19 protein-coding genes and 1 tRNA gene are annotated in these 20,850 nt (G+C 64.7%); 9 read left to right on the top strand and 11 right to left on the bottom strand.

Annotated elements, in window-relative coordinates; all coding sequences use genetic code 11:
• The first annotated feature begins 222 nt into the window (after nt 1-222).
• The 7 genes from C8J24_RS02060 to C8J24_RS02030 all read left to right on the top strand — a co-directional run bounded on the left by C8J24_RS02060 (nt 223) and on the right by C8J24_RS02030 (nt 9,442).
• On the top strand, nt 223-1,083 hold the full coding sequence (locus C8J24_RS02060; RefSeq protein ID WP_031438869.1) for a SurA N-terminal domain-containing protein: 861 nt from the start codon (nt 223-225) through the stop codon (nt 1,081-1,083).
• A gap of 1,405 nt (nt 1,084-2,488) precedes the next feature.
• The gene (locus C8J24_RS02055; RefSeq protein WP_167396670.1) at nt 2,489-3,505 is read left to right on the top strand and encodes an endonuclease/exonuclease/phosphatase family protein; all 1,017 of its coding nucleotides are present in this window, start codon (nt 2,489-2,491) and stop codon (nt 3,503-3,505) included.
• Between the two features lie 290 nt (nt 3,506-3,795).
• Nucleotides 3,796-5,103 carry a mechanosensitive ion channel family protein gene (locus tag C8J24_RS02050; protein WP_244180347.1) on the top strand — a complete coding sequence of 436 codons (1,308 nt, stop codon included), beginning with the start codon at nt 3,796-3,798 and terminating at the stop codon, nt 5,101-5,103.
• 212 nt (nt 5,104-5,315) lie between these two features.
• Complete coding sequence (locus tag C8J24_RS02045) at nt 5,316-6,338, top strand: potassium channel family protein (RefSeq protein WP_056674565.1); 1,023 nt, start codon at nt 5,316-5,318, stop codon at nt 6,336-6,338.
• A 151-nt stretch (nt 6,339-6,489) separates the two neighbouring features.
• Nucleotides 6,490-7,200 carry a glycoside hydrolase family 97 N-terminal domain-containing protein gene (locus C8J24_RS18040; RefSeq protein ID WP_420894083.1) on the top strand — a complete coding sequence of 237 codons (711 nt, stop codon included), beginning with the start codon at nt 6,490-6,492 and terminating at the stop codon, nt 7,198-7,200.
• 8 nt (nt 7,201-7,208) lie between these two features.
• The gene (locus tag C8J24_RS02035; protein WP_107929933.1) at nt 7,209-9,197 is read left to right on the top strand and encodes a BCCT family transporter; all 1,989 of its coding nucleotides are present in this window, start codon (nt 7,209-7,211) and stop codon (nt 9,195-9,197) included.
• Between the two features lie 41 nt (nt 9,198-9,238).
• Entirely contained in the window at nt 9,239-9,442 is a 204-nt protein-coding gene (locus C8J24_RS02030) for a hypothetical protein (RefSeq protein ID WP_107929931.1), read from the top strand.
• A gap of 682 nt (nt 9,443-10,124) precedes the next feature.
• On the opposite strand, the gene C8J24_RS02020 is transcribed toward C8J24_RS02030, so the two are convergent.
• From C8J24_RS02020 to C8J24_RS01995, 6 genes are all read right to left on the bottom strand, one after another.
• Nucleotides 10,125-10,199: transfer RNA gene (locus C8J24_RS02020), tRNA-Glu, on the bottom strand.
• A 47-nt stretch (nt 10,200-10,246) separates the two neighbouring features.
• Nucleotides 10,247-11,998, bottom strand: a complete 1,752-nt coding sequence (gene recJ / locus C8J24_RS02015) for a single-stranded-DNA-specific exonuclease RecJ (protein ID WP_107929927.1) — start codon at nt 11,996-11,998, stop codon at nt 10,247-10,249.
• Nucleotides 11,999-12,082: 84 nt separating this feature from the next.
• A complete protein-coding gene (locus C8J24_RS02010; protein WP_056406126.1) occupies nt 12,083-12,766 on the bottom strand; it encodes a prolyl hydroxylase family protein in 684 nt (227 codons plus the stop codon).
• Nucleotides 12,767-12,857: 91 nt separating this feature from the next.
• Nucleotides 12,858-13,748 carry an RcnB family protein gene (locus tag C8J24_RS02005; RefSeq protein ID WP_107929925.1) on the bottom strand — a complete coding sequence of 297 codons (891 nt, stop codon included), beginning with the start codon at nt 13,746-13,748 and terminating at the stop codon, nt 12,858-12,860.
• Between the two features lie 124 nt (nt 13,749-13,872).
• A complete protein-coding gene (locus tag C8J24_RS02000) occupies nt 13,873-14,418 on the bottom strand; it encodes a (2Fe-2S)-binding protein (RefSeq protein ID WP_107929923.1) in 546 nt (181 codons plus the stop codon).
• A 40-nt stretch (nt 14,419-14,458) separates the two neighbouring features.
• Nucleotides 14,459-15,220: a class II aldolase/adducin family protein gene (locus C8J24_RS01995; RefSeq protein WP_031438880.1), complete on the bottom strand. Its 762-nt coding sequence runs from the start codon at nt 15,218-15,220 to the stop codon at nt 14,459-14,461.
• A gap of 172 nt (nt 15,221-15,392) precedes the next feature.
• On the opposite strand from C8J24_RS01995, the gene C8J24_RS01990 reads away from it, so the two are divergent.
• Nucleotides 15,393-16,700, top strand: a complete 1,308-nt coding sequence (locus C8J24_RS01990) for a sugar MFS transporter (RefSeq protein ID WP_031438881.1) — start codon at nt 15,393-15,395, stop codon at nt 16,698-16,700.
• A 79-nt stretch (nt 16,701-16,779) separates the two neighbouring features.
• Here the strand turns inward: C8J24_RS01990 and C8J24_RS01985 are convergent, their stop codons facing one another.
• The 4 genes from C8J24_RS01985 to C8J24_RS01970 all read right to left on the bottom strand — a co-directional run bounded on the left by C8J24_RS01985 (nt 16,780) and on the right by C8J24_RS01970 (nt 19,810).
• Nucleotides 16,780-17,985: a CaiB/BaiF CoA transferase family protein gene (locus C8J24_RS01985; protein ID WP_107929921.1), complete on the bottom strand. Its 1,206-nt coding sequence runs from the start codon at nt 17,983-17,985 to the stop codon at nt 16,780-16,782.
• Between the two features lie 50 nt (nt 17,986-18,035).
• Nucleotides 18,036-19,232, bottom strand: a complete 1,197-nt coding sequence (locus C8J24_RS01980; protein ID WP_244180343.1) for an acyl-CoA dehydrogenase — start codon at nt 19,230-19,232, stop codon at nt 18,036-18,038.
• A gap of 66 nt (nt 19,233-19,298) precedes the next feature.
• Nucleotides 19,299-19,625 (bottom strand): hypothetical protein, encoded by a 327-nt coding sequence (locus C8J24_RS01975; protein ID WP_146163614.1) that lies wholly within the window; start codon nt 19,623-19,625, stop codon nt 19,299-19,301.
• Nucleotides 19,622-19,810, bottom strand: a complete 189-nt coding sequence (locus C8J24_RS01970; RefSeq protein ID WP_031438885.1) for a hypothetical protein — start codon at nt 19,808-19,810, stop codon at nt 19,622-19,624. The genes C8J24_RS01975 and C8J24_RS01970 overlap by 4 nt, the downstream gene beginning before the upstream one ends.
• A gap of 90 nt (nt 19,811-19,900) precedes the next feature.
• On the opposite strand from C8J24_RS01970, the gene C8J24_RS01965 reads away from it, so the two are divergent.
• On the top strand, nt 19,901-20,533 hold the full coding sequence (locus C8J24_RS01965; RefSeq protein ID WP_107929916.1) for a S24 family peptidase: 633 nt from the start codon (nt 19,901-19,903) through the stop codon (nt 20,531-20,533).
• Here C8J24_RS01965 and C8J24_RS17445 read toward each other — a convergent pair.
• Entirely contained in the window at nt 20,530-20,697 is a 168-nt protein-coding gene (locus C8J24_RS17445) for a hypothetical protein (RefSeq protein ID WP_167396669.1), read from the bottom strand. The genes C8J24_RS01965 and C8J24_RS17445 overlap by 4 nt on opposite strands.
• Between the last annotated feature and the right edge of the window lie 153 nt (nt 20,698-20,850).

Below are 20,850 nucleotides of genomic sequence, written 5' to 3'. Positions count from 1 at the left end.
GTCTCGCCGCGACCATGAATATGGTGGGAGCGGCAGCGCCCTCATTGTCACGTCACTTGCTCAGCGCGCACAGCAAATAGCACCACACCGTTTCAACCGGCTTTTCATCCATCGATCGTCGCAGGTATAAAACGCGCAAGCCCTGCAAAAATCACGACCCTTAACCAGTTCTATACGGTTCCCATCTCGTTTCCTTCTGCATTATGTCTAAGGTAATTGCTTATGTCAGCATCCTCCAGGTTCCTCATCACCAAGCGGCAAACCCTGTCTGCCGCAGCACTCGCACTCACGCTGGCGGCAGCGGCCTGCAATAAGGCCGGACCGAGCGGTCAGACGGTTGCTACGGTCAATGGCGAAGCCATCACGCAAAGCGAACTCAATTTCGAGCTAGGGTTGAGCGGGGCCAACGCGCAAAACTCGAAAGACCTTCAGCCAAAGGCCCTGCAGGCCCTTATCGATCGAAAGCTGGTCATCCAGGCCGGCGAGCGTGATGGTCTTTACAAGAAGCCGAACGCTGTTCTTGCCGTGGAGCGTGCCAAAAATATCGTGATGGCGAACCTTGCGCTGCAATCGGTCGCAGCAGGTGTGCCTCAACCGGTCACGACGCGCGACGTCGAGACGTATCTGGCGAAGCATCCCGAACTGAGTAGGGAGCGCCGGACACTGTCGGTGGAACAGATTCGTTTTCCAGCACCAAATAATCCGAGCCTGATCGCGGCTATGAAGCCGGCAAAGACACTGGCGGAATTGACAGCAGTTCTGGATAGCCGGGGCGTGAGCTATCAGCGGGCAACGGTGGAACTCGACAGCGCAAGTCTGGATCGTAACGCACTCGGTCGATTGATGACGACGGTGAACGGTGAGCCTCTGGTTATTCTCGAAGGTGCAACGGCGATCGCCAATCATGTCATAAGCGTCCGTCCAGCCGAAGCGAGCTCTGCTGCTATCAATGAACTCGCCAAGCAGGGGATCGCACGTGACCGCATCCAGGCAGGCATCGTTCAGCATCAGGCGGCGCTGCGGAACGCGGCGAAGATCGAGTATGCCAAACCCCTCGATCCTAAGGCGAAGGCTTCTCAGTAATTCCTATTGAAGGCTCTTTCGATTGGCGCCCGTTGGCGCGGAGCGCGTTAGCCTCCGCTACAACGGGCAAGGACGTGCCGCTGACGTCCGCGACAGAGGGGACTCTGCGGATCTGACATGCCGCTGGGTGAAGTTTCGTCTGAGGGCGGCAGCGTCGCGGACGCATGCGGGCGCGGCCGCGATGATGCCGTGTCGACTCTATGTCAGGCAAGTGTCGCCGGCTTGGATAGGACCGGCCGACGTATCGCGGGTTGCACCGTTTGCCAGTGGACGTCCCGGTGCGATCAGGCCGTCGTTCACGCCGCCGCACCGACCCGCGGCGCGATCGTAATACGTACCATGATGACTGGGTATCGCCCAAGGTCTGGTGAACTGACCGCTTTGCGGTTCGGTAAGGTCGCGCCGATGCGGACCAAGAGTGCCTCGCCGCCTTTGCGTGCGATCCTGCCTACGCGCTCGAAAGCAGCGAGTACTTATTCTCGGTGTGTATCAAGCCGAGTTCAAGTACGGCGTTCACTCTGTCGAGCAGCGTCAGCCACCTGATAAAATCCGCGAATTGGCGCTGGGTGAAAGGGCCCTGAAGAGCCATCGGCGCCGTCATTCGGCGCTAAATTACTACCGGTTACCGCGCAATGTGGGCAGCAGGAGGTAAAGATGATTTAGATTATGGTCGGCAGAGCATGTCTCATGCCTGGCGCCAACATCTTCGGTATCATCACAGCAACCCCAAGGCGGCTGAAAACCGTCAGACAGGCTGTTCCGGTCCAAAAGTTATCCGGGATAAGAACTCAGAAGCCGTCGCTTGTCGCAAGAATGAATCTTTTCCAGTCGATTCATCATAACGTAAAAAAACTGTAACAATTTTATCAATGCCATAGCATGCAAAAACAAAGAACGACCCACTATCAGATAGCGAGTCGTCCTTTATGTTCGACTTAACCCTTGAAAGGCTTGCCGTTCTGCCAATAACGCATAAAATTTCCTTTGAGTTAAATGGATTATGCTGCCGCCCCGCGGCAAGACCGTCCTGCCCGGTCGTGGTTAATATGGCAATCTACTAAAACCGAGTCGGGATCCAATATTCGTTGAACAGAGCGTTTTGGCCGACGAATCGGTGGAACTCCCGTTACTAGGGTGACGACTCGTTAATCAGTGTTACACCAGGCCCGTGGTGGCGAGGTCGATTGCGGAGAGGAAGGCCTTCGGCCATCGATCGTTGCGACTGACGCCGCCGCGCCCGTCCGTCAAACGACCGAACATGGCCTCGATACGGCTCCGGCTTCGGCAGCAGCGCCGGTGATATCTCGGCCTGAAGGTTATAGCGCTTGGTCCAAGGCAAGGCCGCTCTTAGGCATCAGCAATGCGGCTAGCTACATTTCCGATCCGTGCCCTCACAGGCGTATTGATGCTCGTAACCGGGCTCAGCATCATCGAGTCCAATGAATGGTGGATCAGGATCTGGGACTTTCCCCGGGTTCAGATACTCGGCCTCCTGCTGTTGGGCGGAGGCCTGGCGCTGTGGCTGGATCGACAGGCAGGACGATGGATCGCGTTGGGGTGCGCCGTCGCAGCCGGGTGGCAACTCTATCGCATCTATCCGTATACGCCGCTTGCCAAGACGGAGCTGGCCTTTGCGGATGATGCCTCAATTGCGCAGAGCCGGTGTTTCGGCGTCCTTTCGCTGAACGTGTTGGAGTCCAATCGAGACTATGGGCGAACGGCGCGGCTGATCGATCGGGTTCGGCCCGATATCCTGCTATTGATGGAAACCGACCAGCGTTGGGCCGATGCATTGGCCAAGCAGCTTGTGCGCTATCCACACCGGCTCGAACAACCGATTGGCAATACCTACGGCATGATCTTTGCCACGCGGCTGCCGATGCGCGATGGGCGGATCGAGACGATCGCCCAAAAGGATACGCCGTCGGTCCATGCCGAGCTGACGGCCGGTGATCGATTTCACGTGATAGCACTTCACCCGCGCCCGCCCGTTCCCGGGCAGGATACCGAGGCACGCGACGCCGAGATCGCGATCGCGGCAAGTCGCGCCGCCCGCGCGAAGCTACCGGTATTGGCGATCGGCGACTTCAACGATGTCGCATGGTCCCACACCTCGCAGCTGTTCAAACGCGTCGGAGGCTATCTCGACGCTCGGATCGGCCGGGGCACGTTCGCGACCTTCCCCGCGCGCACGCCGCTGCTCGGTTGGCCGCTCGACCACATGTTCGTCACACCCGAGTTCAAGGTGCATAGCCTGGAGGTGCTGGAAGATGTGGGTTCGGACCATCTCCCGATACATTCGCGTCTTTGCCTGACCGGCCGGTCAGGCGCCAACAAGGCGCCTGACGCAGTGTCGAACGAAGACCGCAAGGATGTGAAGGAGGTCCTTCAGGAGTATCACGAGGACCGGCGCGAACGGTAAGCCAAGCTCACCGATTTGACGTACGTGATTGGGGCAGAGCCGTTGCACGACGACCAACTCAAGACATTGGTATCTGACGAACGGCTTTGGCATCGCATAACAGGGCAGGGGGCACAGAGGTGGTGCCGAGCAACTCGCCCGTCCTTCGCGCTGCTTCACCAGCGATCCCTCGCCCGGAATAGCGCAAACGGCACGGCGGTAACGCGCATGACGTACAAGGGCTGACCGGGGTGCCAAGTCCGTTTAACAGGGATCCGGCGACCAGATGGGAATGACGCTGTGATTGTCGGGTGACCGACGCCGACGAGATGGCATTGGAGAACCGGTTGGAACATGATGCCTGGTGGCAGACCTATCTGGATCAATGGACGGCGCTGCCGTTTCATGACCTGATCGTGGCTGTCGCGATCCTGAGCACGGCCCTTCTGCTGGGTATCGTTGCAGCGCGCCTTGCCTGTAGATACCTCCTGCCGGCCTTGGCGCCGCGCCACGCCGACGTGGTCGCGCCGCGCCTGATGGCGATTACCCGCGCCGGCGTGACGGCGATGGTCCTGACGGCGTTTCTGGGCGTTCGGGGGCTCAACCCCGGCGCCGATCTTCTTCTTGCTGCGGGTCTTGGCATCGCGGTCGCGGCGCTGGCCTATCAGTTCGGCCGTGCGCTTGGCCTGCAAAGCCGACCCGCGTCACTGATTGCCGCCGCCTTGTTCCTCATCGTGCTGGCAAGTCGACTGGGGGGCCTCGCTCCGTTGATCGCGGGACTGGACCGCGCGAGCATGGGGGTCGGCACCCGGCGTATTTCGCTGCTCGATATCGTCAACGCGGTCGGCTTGTCGCTGCTTCTGTTCCTCGCCGCACGCGCGCTGCTCGGGCTGATCCTGCGCTGGATCGGCCAGGCCCGGCTGCTCGACGCGGCGCAACGCGTGCTGTTCCAGAAACTTGCTCAGATTGCGGTCGTCACCGTCGCGATCTTCGTCGGTATCGATCTTCTCGGCATCGATCTCACGGCACTGGCCGTGTTCTCCGGAGCGTTCGGGCTCGCGATTGGTTTCGGCTTGCAGAAGACGCTCGGCAATCTGATCGCAGGGCTCATCCTGCTGCTCGACCGATCGATCAAGCCCGGCGACGTCATCGCGGTCGGCGATACCTTCGGCTGGGTCAACAAGATCGGCGTTCGCGCAGTCTCGGTGCTGACCCGTGACGGCAAGGAGCATCTGATCCCGAACGAACGGCTGATGACCGACGAAGTGGAAAACTGGTCGTTCTCGAGCCGGGACGTCAGGGTTCATGTCGGGTTTCGAGTGTCGTTCGATTGCGATCTGCGACTGGCGCAAAGGCTTGCCGTCGAGGCCGCCTCCGTCTCGCCCCGTGTGCTGACCGAACCCGCCCCTGTCTGCTGGATCAAGGAATTCGGCGACAATGGGGTGGAATTCGACCTGCGGATCTGGATCGACAGCCCCGAGGCGGGGGTCGGGAACGTCACAAGCGACGTGTTCTTTCGCATCTGGGACCTGTTCAAGGAGCACGGCGTCACCATCCCGGTGCCTCAGCGCGATCTCCGTTTTCACTCTACATCAGGCGAGCAAACGCCCCCGACCTAGGCCACTGCCGCAGTGGTCAGGGCGCCCGTTCGATAAAGCGGGGCACTGCTCCGCGGCGTACGGCCCTGATCCTGTTCGGGATCCTCATGTCGGTCCACCGTAAGCGGTTGCAGACAGGCGCTATCGAGGGTTTGTATCCTCCCCAAATGCCAACCAATGAAGCGGATCACCGAAAGACTTCACAGCGGCACTGCGGATGGGCAAGAGACGGCATGCACACTGACGATGCAGACACGGTGCACTATCGCCTGCGCCGCCAGAGCCGAACCCCGGCGTGGCTGGCCCTGTCCTGGCGGGCGCTGGTCGCGTTGGCGCTGATCGGCATTGCGCTCGCAGTGCACTGGTTCGATCGCGGCGGTCTGCGGCAGAACTCGGGCGAGCCCGTGACCTTCGCCGACATCCTGTATTTCACGATGATTACCGTCACGACGGTCGGCTACGGCGACATCGTGCCTGTGACGCAGCAGGCGCGGATGTTCGATACTTTTGTCGTGACGCCGATCCGGCTGTTCGTATGGCTCATCTTTTTAGGTACCGCATATGATTTTCTGCTCAAGGGCGTCTGGGAGAAATGGCGCATGTCGGTGATCCAGCGACGTCTCGAAGACCATGTCGTGGTCGCCGGGTTCGGTACGAGCGGGTCTGAGGCCGTCAGCGAACTCATCCGTCGCGGCGCCGATCCAGGCATGATCGTCGTCGTCGACGAGCGCGCCGCGGCGTTACGCACGGCGGAGAGTTGCGGCACGACGGTGATGGAGGGAAACGCCACGCGCAACGCCGCGCTGGAGGCCGCCCGACTCTCCAAGGCCCGCGCGCTCATCGTTTCCGCCGGCCGCGACGATACCTCGATCCTTATCGTGCTGACGGCGCGGCGGATCGCGCCCGATCTGCCGATCAGCGTGGTGATCCGGTCGGAGGACAATGAAGCGATTGCGCATCAGGCAGGCGCAAACGTCGTCATCAACCCGGCCAGCTTCGCCGGCCTTCTGCTCGCCGGGTCCACGCACGGCGCTCACACCGCCGAATACATGGCCGATCTTGCCGCGTCGGGCGGGCGTGTAGTCCTGCGGGAACGCGAGGTCGCTGCCGACGAGGTCGGCAAACCGCTTGCCGCCATCGCCACCGGACTCGGCCACCGCATCTATCGTGGGCATCAGGACTTCTGCTTCTGGGAACCCGAGGCCGCCCGTCTGGAAGCGGGCGATATCATCGTTGAGGTTGTCCCCCGGCGCTAAATTACCACCAAATGTCCGGCCAGCGCCGTTTTTTGCGGGGGCACCTCGTCTACCGGATCCAAGGCGTTCTTCATCAAGATAGTGCGAGGCCTCGTTTCGATCGCCTGACGGCCGAACCGAAATCGTCGCCGGCCGGCTGAAAAATGGCGGATTGGCCGTTCGGATCCGGCATGATGATCGCGATGTCGTCGCCCCCTCGGATGTCGGCTTGCGGCCAGAGGGCGATGCGTACGGCCCCATGATCATCGAAGGCTCGGAGGCTGTTGTGTCGTCCAGCAACGGTAACGCGCGACACGGGGAATTGCTGGTCAGGGCGCGCGAACTCAATGGCGGTAAACGGGCACTTCTGCTGCGCCTGCGGGCCTATGATCAGGGCGCAGCGTTCAGGCTGGAGATTCCTGCCGAGCCAAGACAGAGAGAAATACGGCTTTCGTCCGAGACGACCGCGCTTCGCTTCCCGCGCGATTACGCATGCCGAGGGCGAGACGTATCGATAACAGGTTTCCGACACCGTCCATCGCTTGTCGAGCTCGATCGACGCGCTGGCATAGAGGTCGGTTTCGTACCAGCCCGGCAGGGCGCCATCGTTCGGCTGGCCGAGCCCGGGCTTCGACCCCTGAATACTGTTCCATGTTCCGGCAAGCACACTGGCCTTCTTCTCGGCCGGCAGCATCGTCTCGGTCGGACGCTCATCGCTTTGCTTAACCGGGCGTCCTGCGCTGTTGCCGCCGACGACAGCACCACCGACAGGGCGAGGCCGCAAGCGAGACCGGGTCAATCGTTTCCGCATCGTAACACTCGTTCGCAACTGACAAGGCTCAGCGTCGTTCCGTTCACTGGACAGGACATTAACCATGAATAGGGGGTACATTGACCGAGCCGGTACCGAGTGACGCGCCACAGCCAGCCGCGGGACGCAAGGCGGAGATCAATCCGCCTGTATTCTTCGTTTCGGCTGGCCTGATCCTGGCCTTCGCCCTCTTCGGCGCACTCGCCCCGGAGACTGCGAACCGGGTATTCACGACCGTGCAGGCGCTGATCGTCGCGGATTTCGGCTGGTTCTACATCGCCGCCGTCGCGGGGTTCCTGATCTTCGCCATCTTCCTGATGTTCAGTCGTTATGGCGATGTGAAGCTCGGGCCCGACGACAGCGAACCGGATTACAGCTACCTGTCCTGGTTCGCGATGCTGTTCAGTGCGGGGATGGGGATCGGCCTGATCTTCTTCGGCGTGGCCGAGCCGATCCAGCATTACGCATCGCCGCCCGTGGGCGAGGGCAAGACGATCGCGGCCGCGCGCGAAGCGATGGTCCTCACCTTCTTCCACTGGGGCTTGCACGCCTGGGCGATCTACATCGTGGTCGGACTGGCGCTTGCCTATTTCGCGTTTCGCCGCGGACTACCGCTCACCATCCGCTCGGCACTCTACCCGCTGATCGGCAAGCGGATCTATGGCCCGATCGGCCACGCCGTCGACATCTTCGCGGTGCTGGGCACGATGTTCGGCGTTGCGACGTCGCTTGGTCTCGGCGTGCTGCAGGTGAATGCCGGGTTCAATCACCTGTTCGGCCTGCCGACGAGCATCCCCGTTCAGCTCGTCCTGATCGCCGCCATCACCGGCATGGCCACGCTGTCGGTCGTCGCCGGGCTGGACAAGGGCGTGAAGCGCCTGTCCGAACTCAACATCATCCTGGCCGGACTGCTGCTCGCCTTCGTCCTCGTCACCGGGTCGACGGTGTTCCTGCTCCAGGCCTTTGTGCAGAACATCGGCACCTATCTCGGCGAAGTCGTGCCGCGCACCTTCCGCCTCTACGCCTACGAACCCAACCCGTGGCTGGGCAATTGGACGTTGTTCTACTGGGGTTGGTGGATCGCCTGGTCGCCCTTCGTCGGCATGTTCATCGCCCGCATCTCGCGTGGGCGCACGATCCGTGAATTCATCGGCGGCGTGCTGCTGGTGCCAACCCTTTTTACGTTCCTCTGGATGACGGTGTTCGGCAACACCGCGATCGCGCTGGACATGGCTGGCACGGCCGCCATCGCCGACACCGTCGCCAACAATCTGCCGGTGGCGTTGTTCGAGACACTGGAGCAGCTACCCTTCGCAACGATCGTCTCAGGTATTGCGACACTCTTGATCATCACCTTCTTCGTCACGTCGGCGGATTCCGGGGCATTGGTCATCGACATGATCACATCGGGCGCGGCGGAGAACCCGCCGGTGTGGCAGCGTGTATTCTGGGCGGTATCCGCGGGCGCCGTCGGTGCGGTGCTGCTGGTCGCCGGTGGGCTCCAGGCCCTTCAGACTGCCGCGATCGCCAGTGCATTGCCATTCGCGATGGTGATGGTGTTCATCTGCTATGGGCTGCTGCGCGCCCTGCAGACCGAGGGCCAGGAAGCGATGGACCTGTCCGCCGCGGGTTCCGATCCGATCGCCGAAAGGCCGTTGAGTTGGCAGCAGCGCCTCGCGACCATCACGCGCTTTCACGACAAGCGTGAGGTTGCGGCGTTCCTCACCGATACGGCAAGCCCGGCGCTCGACGCGGTAGCGGCACAGATGCGCGACAGCGGCCTCTTGCCAACCCTCGTTCAGGACGAAAACCAGGTCGAGCTTCGCATCCCGCACGGCGAGCGTGGCGAGTTCCGCTACGGGGTTCGGGCACGCGGCTTCCGCCAGGCAAGCTTCGCCTGGGCGGCATCGCGCAAGGCGAACGAACAGGAGCGTCTCCACTACCGGGCGGTGGCGCATTCCTCGGAGGGAGAGCCGGCGCATGATGTGACCGGCCTAAGCGACGAACAGCTGATCAACGATCTCCTCAACCGGTATGCGCGGTTCCGCCACGCCCGGCGGATGACCTGAGCGGGACTGTTCGCCGACCAGGAGCCGCCGCCGAGAATGACATGCCGAACAGAGAGAAGATCACGGACAGTGCCAACGAGCGCGCCATCGACGAGCCGATTGCCGGCACCGCGCAAGGCCGCCCCGATGGCGCGCTCTCGCCTGGCGAGGACCTGCCGGAGGAGCCAAGCGACGAGGACGTTGCGTGGCTCGCGGCCAAGCTCGGTGCGCCTGACCAAACCAATAATTTCCTAGGTCTGCGATAGGCCTGGTTTTTCCGGATTAATCGGGGTGACTTCGTCGGCAGGTTCGAAGCGCAGGGTCCACCGGGGGTAGCCTTCCGGTGAAATCTCGATGTCGGGCAGGCCGACTGGGTCCGAGCCGGTTTCTACCCATCCAGCGCCATGGCACCGATCGCAGGCAGTACGCTTGCAGCGGAAGCTTACGAGATCAATCTCGGTATTCCATTGGCCGCGGCCTTTGCACAATGGGCACATCGCATCCAAGCTCCCCTTACGGGGCTGGATCGGAACGATGTCGAAGGCGTGGGGGCTGTCTGGACCGTCGCAATAGACGATGTTGCTGGCGTGAGGCATGCGCCGCAGTCGCGGAACAGCCGTCTCAATGCAAGACGGCCTTGGTGCGCTCAGCGACCATTTGTCGGGCGGTTATCCCGTCTCGCGCTGCCTGATCTCGGCATCCATCGGATAACCAGCACGGCGCGCTTCCTACGCGCCAGGAACGGGTCGGTTGTTCTCAGACACCCTGTCGATGCCGTATTGCCGATTACCCCTCGGACACCCTCCGCAAAGATCATTCGAAGCTGCGAGAAACGCGATCTGCCGCGCTCGACGGAATGCGGTATGCGACGCCATCTGTAGCACTGGGCGCCTCGCGAGGCGTTGATTCTATTGGTATATCGCCAATCTCTGCCGCTTGGCGATGAGATGGTGACCCCTACGGGAATCGAACCCGTGCTTCAGCCGTGAAAGGGCCGCGTCCTAACCGCTAGACGAAGGGGCCTGCGTGGTTGGAGGCGCCTAAGGCCAAGTGGCTGGCCCGTCAACCCTTCAATCGGCCCAAGCGGCATCTTCGACGTGCAATTCTGCTGCGGGGCGCGATGCCCAGTCGTCGATCTTGGCGCGACCGGCGAGCCAGAGCTTGCGGTGCGGGGCCGCGCCGAGCAGCGCCTGGCCGAGCGGCGTCTCGGCGGCGCGGAACGCCATCGCCTTGACGCTGCGGCCGTCGTCGCCCGCGACGATCGTGCGGACATGGCCATTGCCTACCACATCCGCCTTGATCACGCGGACCGGCCCCATCGCGACGCGAGGTGCGGGCCAACCCATGCCATAGGGTCCGCCTGCGTCCATCGATTCGACCAGCGCCGGATTGACCCCGCCCGCGGCAAGGACCGCATCGAGCAGCAGCGCGCGGCCGTCATTCGACTGCGCGACCGCCGCGGCGAGCCGGTCCTCGAGGAAATCGGCGAAAGCCGGGATAGCCGCTTCGGCGATCGTCAGCCCGGCCGCCATCGCGTGGCCGCCCCCTGACACGAGCAGGCCCTGCTCGCGCGCCGCCATCACCGCCGCGCCGAGGTCGACGCCCGGGATCGACCGGCCCGATCCCTTGCCGATGCCGTGTTCGTCGATCGCGATGACGATCGCGGGCCGACCGAGCTTTTCCTTCAGCCGGCCTGCGACGATGCCGATGACGCCGGGATGCCAGCCCTGTCCGGCGACGACCGAGACGCTGCGGTCGCGACTGGCGAGCAGGTCGGCGGCTTCCTGCACGGCGGTCTCGATCGCGCGGCGTTCCTCGTTGAGACGGTCGAGCTCCTCGGCAATCCCGCGTGCTTCGTCGGGGTCCTGCGTGGTCAGCAGGCGGACGCCGAGATCGGCGCGGCCGACGCGCCCGCCGGCGTTGATCCGCGGGCCGAGTGCGAAGCCGAGATCGGTGCAGGTCGGGTTGCGCGTCAGCCGCGACGCCGCGATCAGTGCGGCAACGCCAATGTTGCGGCGCGCGCCCATGACCTTTAGCCCCTGCGCGACGAACGCACGGTTGAGCCCGCGCAACTGCGCGACGTCGGCGACGGTGCCGAGCGCGACGATGTCGAGCAGGTCGATGAGCTTGGGCTCGGCGCGATCCGCGAAGTAGCCGCGCGTGCGCAGCGTGCGGACGAGCGCGGCAGCAGCGAGGAAGCACATGCCGACCGCGGCGAGATGGCCGTGCGCGGCGCCCTCATCCTCGTCGAGCCGGTTGGGGTTCACCAGCGCCAGCGCGTGCGGGAGTGCGGTCGAGCATTTGTGATGGTCGATCACGATCACGTCGACCTTCGCATCGCGCGCGGCATCGAGCGCGTCGAATGCCTGCGCGCCGCAATCGACGGTGACGATCAGCGAGGCGCCTTCGCCCGCGAGCCGGACCATTGCCTCGCCCGACGGGCCATAGCCTTCGAGCAGGCGGTCGGGGATATAGGCGCGTGCCTCGATCCCCAGATCGCGGAGCACGAGGATCATCAGCGCGGCGGAGGTCGCGCCGTCGACGTCGTAATCGCCGAAGATCGCGACCTGTTCGCCCGCCTGCACCGCATCGGCGAGCCGGTCGGCGGCGCGGTCCATGTCGCGAAAGATCGACGGGTCGGGCATAAATGCGCGGATCGACGGGGTGCGGTGCGCGTCGAGCGCCTCGCGCGGGCAGCCGCGTGCGAGAAGGAGCTGGGTCACCAGATCGTCGCCGCCGAACCCGTCGCGCGCGTCCGCGGCGAGCGAGCGCCAGCGCCAGGGCTGGCCGAGGATCGAGGAGGTTACGCCGAGAACTGTCATGCGCCGGAGGTAGTGGCTGCGGGGGGATTGTCGAGCGGGTTCACCGAAGCGGGCAGGCGATCCTCCGCCGACGGGGGAGGGGCGTCACTTGATCCAGGGGCGTTCGCGAAACCATTTTGTGACGATATATTTGACGCCCTCGACCACCGGCATGCCTTCGTGGAGCGTCAGGCCATTGGGGCTGCCGTCGGGGCTCATATTGTTCCACGCGAGCAGCAGCCCGCGCTTGGGCGCGACCTTGACGCCCGCCTGCGGGAACCACGTGGCGCCACCCTCGGGCACGTCGTTCAGATAGACCATCGCGGTCCAGGTGCGCTGGCCGCCCTGTTCCTGCATCTTGTCCCAATAGCTTTCGCTCGCATGGAAATAATCGTGATGCGCGCGAAATTGCTGGCCGGGGGCGTAACGCTGACCCTGCATCGTCTCGCCATGCGGCAGGTCGATGCCGAGCAGCGCGGCGATCGCTTCGTCGGTGGGTTGCACATCGGGGGACCAGCGATCCATGTCGCAGCTTTCCGACGTGCGGAAACTGCTGTTCGGGCGGTCGGACAGCAGCGTCGACGGCCGCCGCTTCGAATCGATCAGCGCGATGAGCGCACGACAGGTCGCGGCGTCGAGGAAGTTGGCGTGGTGATAGAATTGCACCCCGTCGATCGCGACGCGCTGGACCTTCGGATTGGCGTCGAGCCGCGCGGCGACGCTGGCGCCAGCCGCCTGCCGTGTCGGCGCCATCGGATCCTGCGGCTTGGCTTTGGTGAATAAACCCATGGACCCGAATTTGCGCAGCCGTCCGCGAAACGCAAGGGGGCGCAACTGGGACGGCACGACGGGCGATGTGGCCCGCCGTGCCGCGATGCGCCTACCAGAAGATATCGTAGACCGTGTCGACCACCCGCCCGCTGTCGAGATCGACGAGCAGCGCATCGTTGTAATAGCGGACCCAGCGATACGGCCCATAGGCCTCGGGCAGGCGATAGGTGTAGGGATCCTGAATCCAGTAATTCTGGTTGTACAGGATGCTGTTCAGCGAAAAGCCGATGCCGAAGCGGCGATAGCCCGAGCCCCAGCCATTCGGCGCATAATAGCGCGGCAGGCGGTAGGCGCCGCGGTTGCTCGCGCGATAGTCGCTCCAGCCATAGCGATTGTCACTGCGCCAGCCGCGGTTCCACGCCCCGCGCTGGCCATATCCGCCGCGGCCATAGCCCTGGACGGTGCCGTAGCCGCCGAAATGCTGGCCGTTGCGAAAGCCGCCCCGATCCCGATCGCCGTCGCGGCCGCGCCAGTCGTCGCGCCCACGCCCATCCGGGCGGCCGCGAAGGTCGTCGCGCCCGCGTGGATCGTCACGATAGCCGCGGTCTTCGCCGGGGCGGCCGTCGAAGCGGGCGCGGTCGGGCTGACCGCGGCGATCGTTTCGGACGTCCTGGCGGGCGGCATCGCGCTGCGCGTTACCGCGAACCCAGTTCTCGCGAACCTGGTCGGCCTGCCGGTCCGACGCCACACGCGCATTCCAGTCCTGGCGGGGGCCGTCCGGTCGGCCGTTGCGCGCATCGGGCGTATCGCCGCGTGCCGTACCCTGCACGATCGCCCCCCGGTCGGGACGCTGCGGCCGATCGCCGCGATCGCCGCGATCGCTCCAATCACCACGCATCTCGCCATTCCCCGGCGCCTCGGCACCGAACCGCTGCGCCTGTGCGGCAACCGGCACCAGTGCGGATGCCACGAGCAAGATCTTCAGGAAACTCCGCGTCATTGCCGTCGTCCTCGACTGCCGGCGCACGAGCCGGCTCCTATGGTGCACCCCGTCTAGCCTTACGGGCGTGAGGCGACGCTGAATGGCTTGGTCAGCGATCCGACAGGATTCGTGCGCGGGCGCCCTAGCGCGCGGGCGGCGGGACGAGCGCGGGAACGAGTCGTGCGGAATCCGCCGGGTCGATTCCGGGGCGGGGGCCAGCGGGCAGGACCTCTTCGCCGCGGGTCGCGCGGCCCGCGCGCTGGATTGCCTCGACGACGCGCGGATAGACCCCACAACGGCACAGATTGGTGATCTGTTCGCGGATCAGCGCCTCGCTGGGGTCAGCATCGCGTTTCAGCAGCGCGGCGGCGGCCATGATCATGCCGGGAATACAGAAGCCGCATTGCGGCACCGCTTCGGCGATGAAGGCGAGCTGCAGCGGGTGGTTGCGTTCGGGCGACAGCCCCTCGATCGTGGTGACATAGCGCCCCTCGATCGACCCGATCGGCACACGGCAGCTGCGCACCGCACGACCGTCGATATCGACCGTGCAGGCGCCGCAATGTCCGGTGCCGCAGCCATATTTGGTCCCCGTCAAATTCGACGCGTCGCGCAGCGCCCAGAGCAGCGGCGTCGCGGGATCGAGCCGATATTCGATCGCCTGGTTGTTGACGGTGAAGCGGGTCATCCCCGCGCGCTAGCCGATCCCCCGGGCGGAGGGGAGGGGGCTATTGCCGCCAGCTCGTGTCGCGCTTGTCGACCAGCCGGACCATCGCCTCGAAATCCGCCTTGCCCGCACCACCGGGCAGCGAGACCTTGCCGAGATCGCGCTGGTGCACCTTGACGACATCGTCGGGGATCAGGATCGGCGTGCCCATCGACGCCGTCGCGACCTGGATCTCGCAGGCGCGCTGCAGCGACCAGTGCTTGATGAACGCCTCGGGCAGCGTCCGGCCCATGACCAGGATGCCGTGATTGCGCAGCAGCATCACGCGCTTGTCGCCGAGATGCTCGATCAGCCGTTCGCCCTCTTCCGACCGGACGGTGACGCCCTCGAAATCATGATAGGCGATCTGGCCGATGAAATTGCAGGCATAGAAATTGGTCGGCTGAAGCCCGCCCTCGACCGCGCTGACCGCCATCCCCGCGGTGGTGTGCGTGTGCATGATGCAATGCGCGTCGGGCAGGTGCTTGTGGAACAGCGCGTGCTGCGTGAAGCCCGCGAGATTGACCGGATAGGGGTTCTGGTCGAGCTTGTTGCCGTCGATGTCGATCTTGACGAGGCTCGACGCGGTCACCTCGCTGAAATGCAGCCCGAACGGGTTGATCAGGAACGCGCCGTCCTCGCCGGGGATCTTCAACGTGATGTGGTTGTAGATCATCTCGGACCAGCCGAGCATGTCGAACACGCGGTAGCAGGCGGCAAGCTGCTGGCGGGCCTCCCATTCCGCGGGTGAAACCGTCGAATTGCGCAGCGCTGCGGTCGCCATCTCATGCTCTCCCTTGTCGCGTTTGCAAACGGCATACCTGATGCCCGAAAGCGCGGCAATCGACGGGTGGCACGCCGCAGCCGGGCGCGCGAACGCGCCTCTGCCATTGCCACGCGCGGTCGCCCCGGCTTATGCCGCCGCCCAACAAGACCGCGAGAGGGCGCAATTTATCATGCATGTCGACACCCATCACACCGCCGCCGCGGGAGGCGCCGCCGCAGAGGGCGATGCCAATCACGGTTACGACGCCCCCGACCTGCGCGTCTTCGTCTTCGCCCTGTTCTTCATCTTCGGCGGCATCACCTCGCTGAACGACATCATCATCCCCAAGATGAAGGAGCTGTTCACGCTCGACCATGCGACCGCGATGCTGGTCCAGTCGGCCTTCTTCCTCGCCTATGCGCTGTTCTCGATCCCCGCCGCGGCGATCGTGCGCAAGGCGGGTTATATGCGCACCGCCTCGATCGGGCTGGTGACGATGACTGTCGGGTGCCTGTTGTTCATCCCGGCGGCGGGCAAGGCCAGCTTCGAGATGTTCCTGTTCGCGCTGTTCGTGCTGGGCGCGGGCATCACCGTCGTCCAGGTCGTCGCCAACCCGCTGATCTCGGCGCTCGGCGCGCCGAAATCGGCATCGAGCCGGCTGACCTTCGCGCAGGCGTTCAACTCGCTCGGCACGACGATCTTCCCCTATGTCGGCTCCGCGGTCATCCTCGGTGGTCTCGCGACGGTGGATTCATCGACGCTGACCGGCGCCGCGCTTGACGCCTACCGGACCGAATCGTCGCGGACCGTCGTGCACACCTATATCGGCCTCGCGATCGCGCTGCTGATCGTCGCCGCCGTCGTCTGGACCAGGCGCAACCGGCTGAACGAGGAGCAGGAGCAGACGGGCAGCATCCTCCACGCCTTCACGCTGCTCAAGCGCCCGCGCTTCGCGATGGGGACGGCGTGCATCTTCCTCTATGTCGGCGCCGAGGTCGCGGTCGGCTCGCTGATCGTCAACTACCTGATGCAGCCGAGCGTGATGGGCCTGAGCGACGTCGCTGCCGGTCAGCATGTGCCCTTCTACTGGGGCGGCGCGCTGATCGGGCGGTTCATCGGGGCCTATGTCCTCAACAAGGTGTCGCCGGGCAAGGTCCTGGCCGGTGTCGCGACGGGAACGCTGGCGCTGATCCTGATCTCGGCGAATACCGAGGGTGCCGTGTCGGGTTGGGCCTTGCTGTCGATCGGGCTGATGAATTCGGTGATGTTCCCGACGATCTTCGCACTTGCATCCGAAGGCCTTGGCAAGCGTGCGGCCGAGGGGTCGGGCGTGATCGCCACGGCGATCGTCGGCGGCGCGATCATTCCCTATTTCACGGGGGTGCTCGCGGATTCTTCGGGCAGCCTGCACTTCGCGCTGCTGCTGCCGGCGATCTGCTATGCGCTGATCCTTGCGTACGGGGTGTATGCGCGCAAGCCAGTGACGGCCGTCGCCTAAGCCCCGTCGTCATCCTGGGCTAGACCCAGGATCCAGAGCCACGACCGCTACCGTCCGTGGCTCTGGATCCTGACTTTCGTCAGGATGACGGGTGTCTTGGCAGCATCGGTGCTGCACGCCCGGTCGCCAAATCGGCATCTGAGAAGCGGATCGGCGTGCGCAAACCCGGCACGCTCGATCCATCCGGACGCACGACGTCGATCGCCATGCCGCGCGCGATCACCTGTGGATCGTCGAATGCCTGCGCGACGGTGTTGATCGGCCCGGCGGGGACGCCGACCGCCTCCAGCCGCGCGAGCAGCTCCAGCTTTGGCACCAGCGAGGTCGCCGCCTCGATCCCCGCGAACAAGATGTCCTTGAAGGCCAGCCGCCCGGCATTGGTCGCAAACCGCGGATCGTCGCGCATTTCGGGCAAGCCCATCGCATCGCAGAACCGCCGGAACTGGCCATCATTCCCGACCGCGAGGATGAACCACCCGTCGCTGGTCGGGAAGACGGCATAGGGGCACACGTTCATGTGCGCGTTGCCGACCCGCGTCGGCGAGACGCCGCTTGCGAACCAGTTCATCGCCTGATTGGCGAGGACGCCGGTCATCGTGTCGAGCAGCGCCATGTCGATCTGCTGCCCCCGGCCGGTCCGCTCGCGCATCGCCAGCGCCGCCTGGATCGCGATCACCGAATACAGTCCGGTCATGATGTCGGCGAACGCGACCCCGATCTTCTGCGGAGCGCCATCAGGCTCGCCGGTGAGATCCATGATCCCGCTCATGCCCTGGACGATGAAGTCATAGCCCGCGCGCGGTGCGTAGGGTCCGTCCTGTCCGAAACCGGTGATCGAGCAATAGACGAGCCGTGGATTGATCGCGGCGAGCGTCGGATAGTCGAGGCCGTATCTGGCAAGCCCGCCGACCTTGAAATTCTCGATCACGACATCCGCGTCGGCGATCAGCGCACGAACCGCAGCCCGTCCCTCGGGCGTCGTGAAGTCCGCGACGACCGAGCGCTTGCCGCGGTTGGCGGCGTGGAAATAGGCCGCGTCGCGGGTGCCGTCGGGGTTGTCGATGAACGGCGGGCCCCATGTCCGGGTGTCGTCGCCGGCGGGGCTCTCGACCTTGACGACGTCGGCGCCGAGGTCGGCGAGCACCTGGCCTGCCCAGGGGCCGGCGAGGATGCGGGCGAGTTCGACGACCTTTAGGCCGGAAAGGGGCGGCGGTCTTCTTAGCCCCTCCCCTTCAGGGGAGGGGGCGGGGTGGGGCAGCGCCCCAAAATCCTCGGCTGCGTTCATGGAAAACCCCCACCCCAACCCCTCCCCTGAAGGGGAGGGGCTTGTCGCTCTCAAAACGCCGCAATACCCGTGATCGCGCGGCCGAGGATCAGCGCGTGGACGTCGTGTGCGCCCTCATAGGTGTTGACCGTCTCGAGGTTCATCATGTGACGCATCACCTGATATTCCCCCGAAATGCCGTTGCCGCCGTGCATGTCCCGGCTCATCCGCGCGATGTCGAGCGCCTTGCCGACATTGTTGCGCTTGACGATCGAGACCATCTCGGGCGCGAACCGCCCCTCGTCCATCAGCCGCCCGACGCGGAGTGACGCCTGGAGCCCGAGCGCGATCTCGGTCTCCATGTCGGCGAGCTTCTTCTGATAGAGCTGCCGCCCGGCGAGCGGGGTGCCGAACTGGTTGCGATCGAGGCCATATTGCCGCGCGGCGTGGAAGCAGAACTCCGCCGCACCGAGTGCTCCCCACGAAATCCCGTAGCGCGCGCGGTTGAGGCAGCCGAACGGCCCCTTCAGCCCCTGGACGTCGGGGAGCAACGCGTCCTCGCCGACCTCGACCTCGTCCATCAGGATCATGCCGGTGATCGACGCCCGCAGCGACAGCTTGCCCTCGATCTTGGGCGTCTCGAGCCCCTTCATCCCGCGTTCCAGGATGAAGCCGCGGATGCCGCCGCCATGCTCGTCGGACTTGGCCCAGACCACGAACACGTCGGCGATCGGCGAGTTGGAGATCCAGGTCTTGGCGCCCGAGATGACATAGCCGTTCGCGGTCTTCTTCGCGCGTGTCGTCATGCCGCCGGGATCCGATCCCGCATCGGGCTCGGTCAGCCCGAAACAGCCGATGAACTCGCCCGTCGCGAGCTTTGGCAGAAACTTGCGCTTCTGTGCTTCGGAGCCGAACGCGTTGATCGGGTACATCACCAGGCTCGACTGGACCGACATCATCGAGCGATAGCCCGAGTCGATCCGCTCGACCGCGCGCGCGACCAGGCCGTACGCGACATAGGAGGCGCCGACGCCGCCATATTCCTCTGGGATAGTTGGCCCGAGCAGGCCGAGATCACCCATCTCGCGAAAAATCGCGGGATCGGTATGTTCGTGCTGGAACGCGTCGATGATCCGCGGCGCGAGCTTGTCCTCGGCATAGGCGCGCGCGGTATCGCGGATCATGCGTTCGTCTTCGCTCAGCTGGTCGTCGAGCAGGAACGGATCCGCCCATTCGAACTTGCCCATTCCGGCGCCGGTGCCTGCCATCGTCATCTCCTTCATTGGCCGCCGACTTCGTGTTTCCAGGGCCGAAAGTCCAGCCCCAAGGCACGGCTATGCGTCGATCAGCGTCAACGCCGCGATGGTGACACGCAGCCGCGACCCGACCTGCTCCACCATGTCGATCGCGAGATCGGCGAGGATGTGCCCCCGCAGCGGCAGCTCGGCATCCGGCAGGGCGGCAAGCCACGATCGAAAACCGGGTATGGGATCCGCCTGGATGACCAGATGATGTTGCTCGCCCGAGAAGGTCGCGCTTGCCCATGGGCGCGAAACCGTCTCGGTCACCTCGAATGCCGTGCCCGATGCGGCGGCACCGGCGTGAAGTGCGCGGAGCAACCGCGTCGCGACATCGGGGCCGCGCAGGGGGTCCATCCTCACGACCGGCCGCGCCCGGACGTGTTCGCAATGAACGCCTCGATCCGCGCGACCAGTCCGGCCCGTGGCTGACGACCGCGTCTAAGATCCGCGACGAGCCGGGAATCATTCACCGCACGTCGTCCGAAGGTCGCCGCCCCCATGTCGGTCTGCCGCAGATATCGGTTGATCTTGACCAGTACGGACATCGTTTGCTCCTCGTGATTCCCTGTGCTCGTTCACGATCTGTTCTCTGAAATCCAACTTGTCTAGGATTTTTCCTGCGCTATGGTCTCGTCATGTCAGATTCCGATCCCCGAGCAGCGCTGGCACGGCTTGCGGCTGCGCGCGGGGACAGTCTGGCGGCCCTGTCGGCGATGCTCGGACGCAACGCGGCTTATCTGCAGCAGTATGTGAAGCGCGGGTCGCCACGACGATTGGCGGAGGACGATCGCCGGCTGCTCGCGCAGTATCTCGGCGTCGAGGATCATGTGCTCGGCGGGAGCGGGGGGAAGACGGGGCAGAGCCGCACCGGATTCCAGATCGCCCGGCTGGCGGTGCAGGCGTCGGCCGGGCCGGGTGCGCTGGTCGATGACGAGGTGTTGCTGGGCACCGACGTGATCGACCCGGCGCTGGCGCGGCGGCTCGGGCTGCGCGACGGGCAGGCGGCGATCATCCGGGTCCGGGGGACATCGATGGAACCCGGCCTGCAGGACGGCGATCACATCATCGTCGATCTGGCGACCACGGTTCCGGGCGCGCGTGGACGGCTTCACGTCATCCGGGTCGATGGCCTGACGATGGTCAAGCGTGTCGCGCTGCGGGACGGGACGCTCAGCGTGTCGAGCGACAATCCTGCCGCGCCGCCGGTGCCTGACGGCCCGGTCGACATTGTCGGCCGCGTCGTCTGGCAGATGCGCGAACCCGCCTAGCGGCGGTCGCGGATCCAGACGAGCAGCGCGGCGGCGACGCCGATCGCGGTGCCGATCAGGAGGCCGGGCGTGGCCTGGCCGATCGCAAATCCGACCCCGGCACCGCCAAGAATGCCGAGTGCGATCAGAAAGCCGCCAGCAGCGGTCGGACGTTTGTCAGCCATGTCCCGCACCTGCCACGTCGCGCGCGCGGACGCCAGTGCCGGCTGCCGACGCGGACGATGCACCGCGCAACGCGCTGATTGTCCGGCAGAGTATTTCGATGTCATGACGAAACGTGGCGAAAATGCGTCACGAACGACTGTCGCGGGGGGCCA

Source organism: Sphingomonas aerolata (assembly GCF_003046295.1).
Taxonomy (GTDB): Bacteria; Pseudomonadota; Alphaproteobacteria; order Sphingomonadales; family Sphingomonadaceae; genus Sphingomonas; species Sphingomonas aerolata.
This window is presented reverse-complemented; position numbering and strand designations above follow the sequence as displayed.

Excerpts from the sequence above, each read along its gene's own strand:
- C8J24_RS02055 (WP_167396670.1), top strand. The coding sequence starts at position 2,489 with ATGCTCGTAACCGGGCTCAGCATCATCGAGTCCAATGAATGGTGGATC.
- C8J24_RS01980 (WP_244180343.1), bottom strand. The coding sequence starts at position 19,232 with ATGGCAGGCACCGGCGCCGGAATGGGCAAGTTCGAATGGGCGGATCCG.
- C8J24_RS02045 (WP_056674565.1), top strand. The coding sequence starts at position 5,316 with ATGCACACTGACGATGCAGACACGGTGCACTATCGCCTGCGCCGCCAG.
- C8J24_RS01995 (WP_031438880.1), bottom strand. The coding sequence starts at position 15,220 with ATGGCGACCGCAGCGCTGCGCAATTCGACGGTTTCACCCGCGGAATGG.
- C8J24_RS02000 (WP_107929923.1), bottom strand. The coding sequence starts at position 14,418 with ATGACCCGCTTCACCGTCAACAACCAGGCGATCGAATATCGGCTCGAT.
- C8J24_RS01970 (WP_031438885.1), bottom strand. The coding sequence starts at position 19,810 with ATGTCCGTACTGGTCAAGATCAACCGATATCTGCGGCAGACCGACATG.
- C8J24_RS01990 (WP_031438881.1), top strand. The coding sequence starts at position 15,393 with ATGCATGTCGACACCCATCACACCGCCGCCGCGGGAGGCGCCGCCGCA.
- C8J24_RS02005 (WP_107929925.1), bottom strand. The coding sequence starts at position 13,748 with ATGACGCGGAGTTTCCTGAAGATCTTGCTCGTGGCATCCGCACTGGTG.
- C8J24_RS01985 (WP_107929921.1), bottom strand. The coding sequence starts at position 17,985 with ATGAACGCAGCCGAGGATTTTGGGGCGCTGCCCCACCCCGCCCCCTCC.
- C8J24_RS17445 (WP_167396669.1), bottom strand. The coding sequence starts at position 20,697 with ATGGCTGACAAACGTCCGACCGCTGCTGGCGGCTTTCTGATCGCACTC.
- C8J24_RS02060 (WP_031438869.1), top strand. The coding sequence starts at position 223 with ATGTCAGCATCCTCCAGGTTCCTCATCACCAAGCGGCAAACCCTGTCT.
- C8J24_RS02030 (WP_107929931.1), top strand. The coding sequence starts at position 9,239 with ATGCCGAACAGAGAGAAGATCACGGACAGTGCCAACGAGCGCGCCATC.
- C8J24_RS02010 (WP_056406126.1), bottom strand. The coding sequence starts at position 12,766 with ATGGGTTTATTCACCAAAGCCAAGCCGCAGGATCCGATGGCGCCGACA.
- recJ (WP_107929927.1), bottom strand. The coding sequence starts at position 11,998 with ATGACAGTTCTCGGCGTAACCTCCTCGATCCTCGGCCAGCCCTGGCGC.
- C8J24_RS01965 (WP_107929916.1), top strand. The coding sequence starts at position 19,901 with ATGTCAGATTCCGATCCCCGAGCAGCGCTGGCACGGCTTGCGGCTGCG.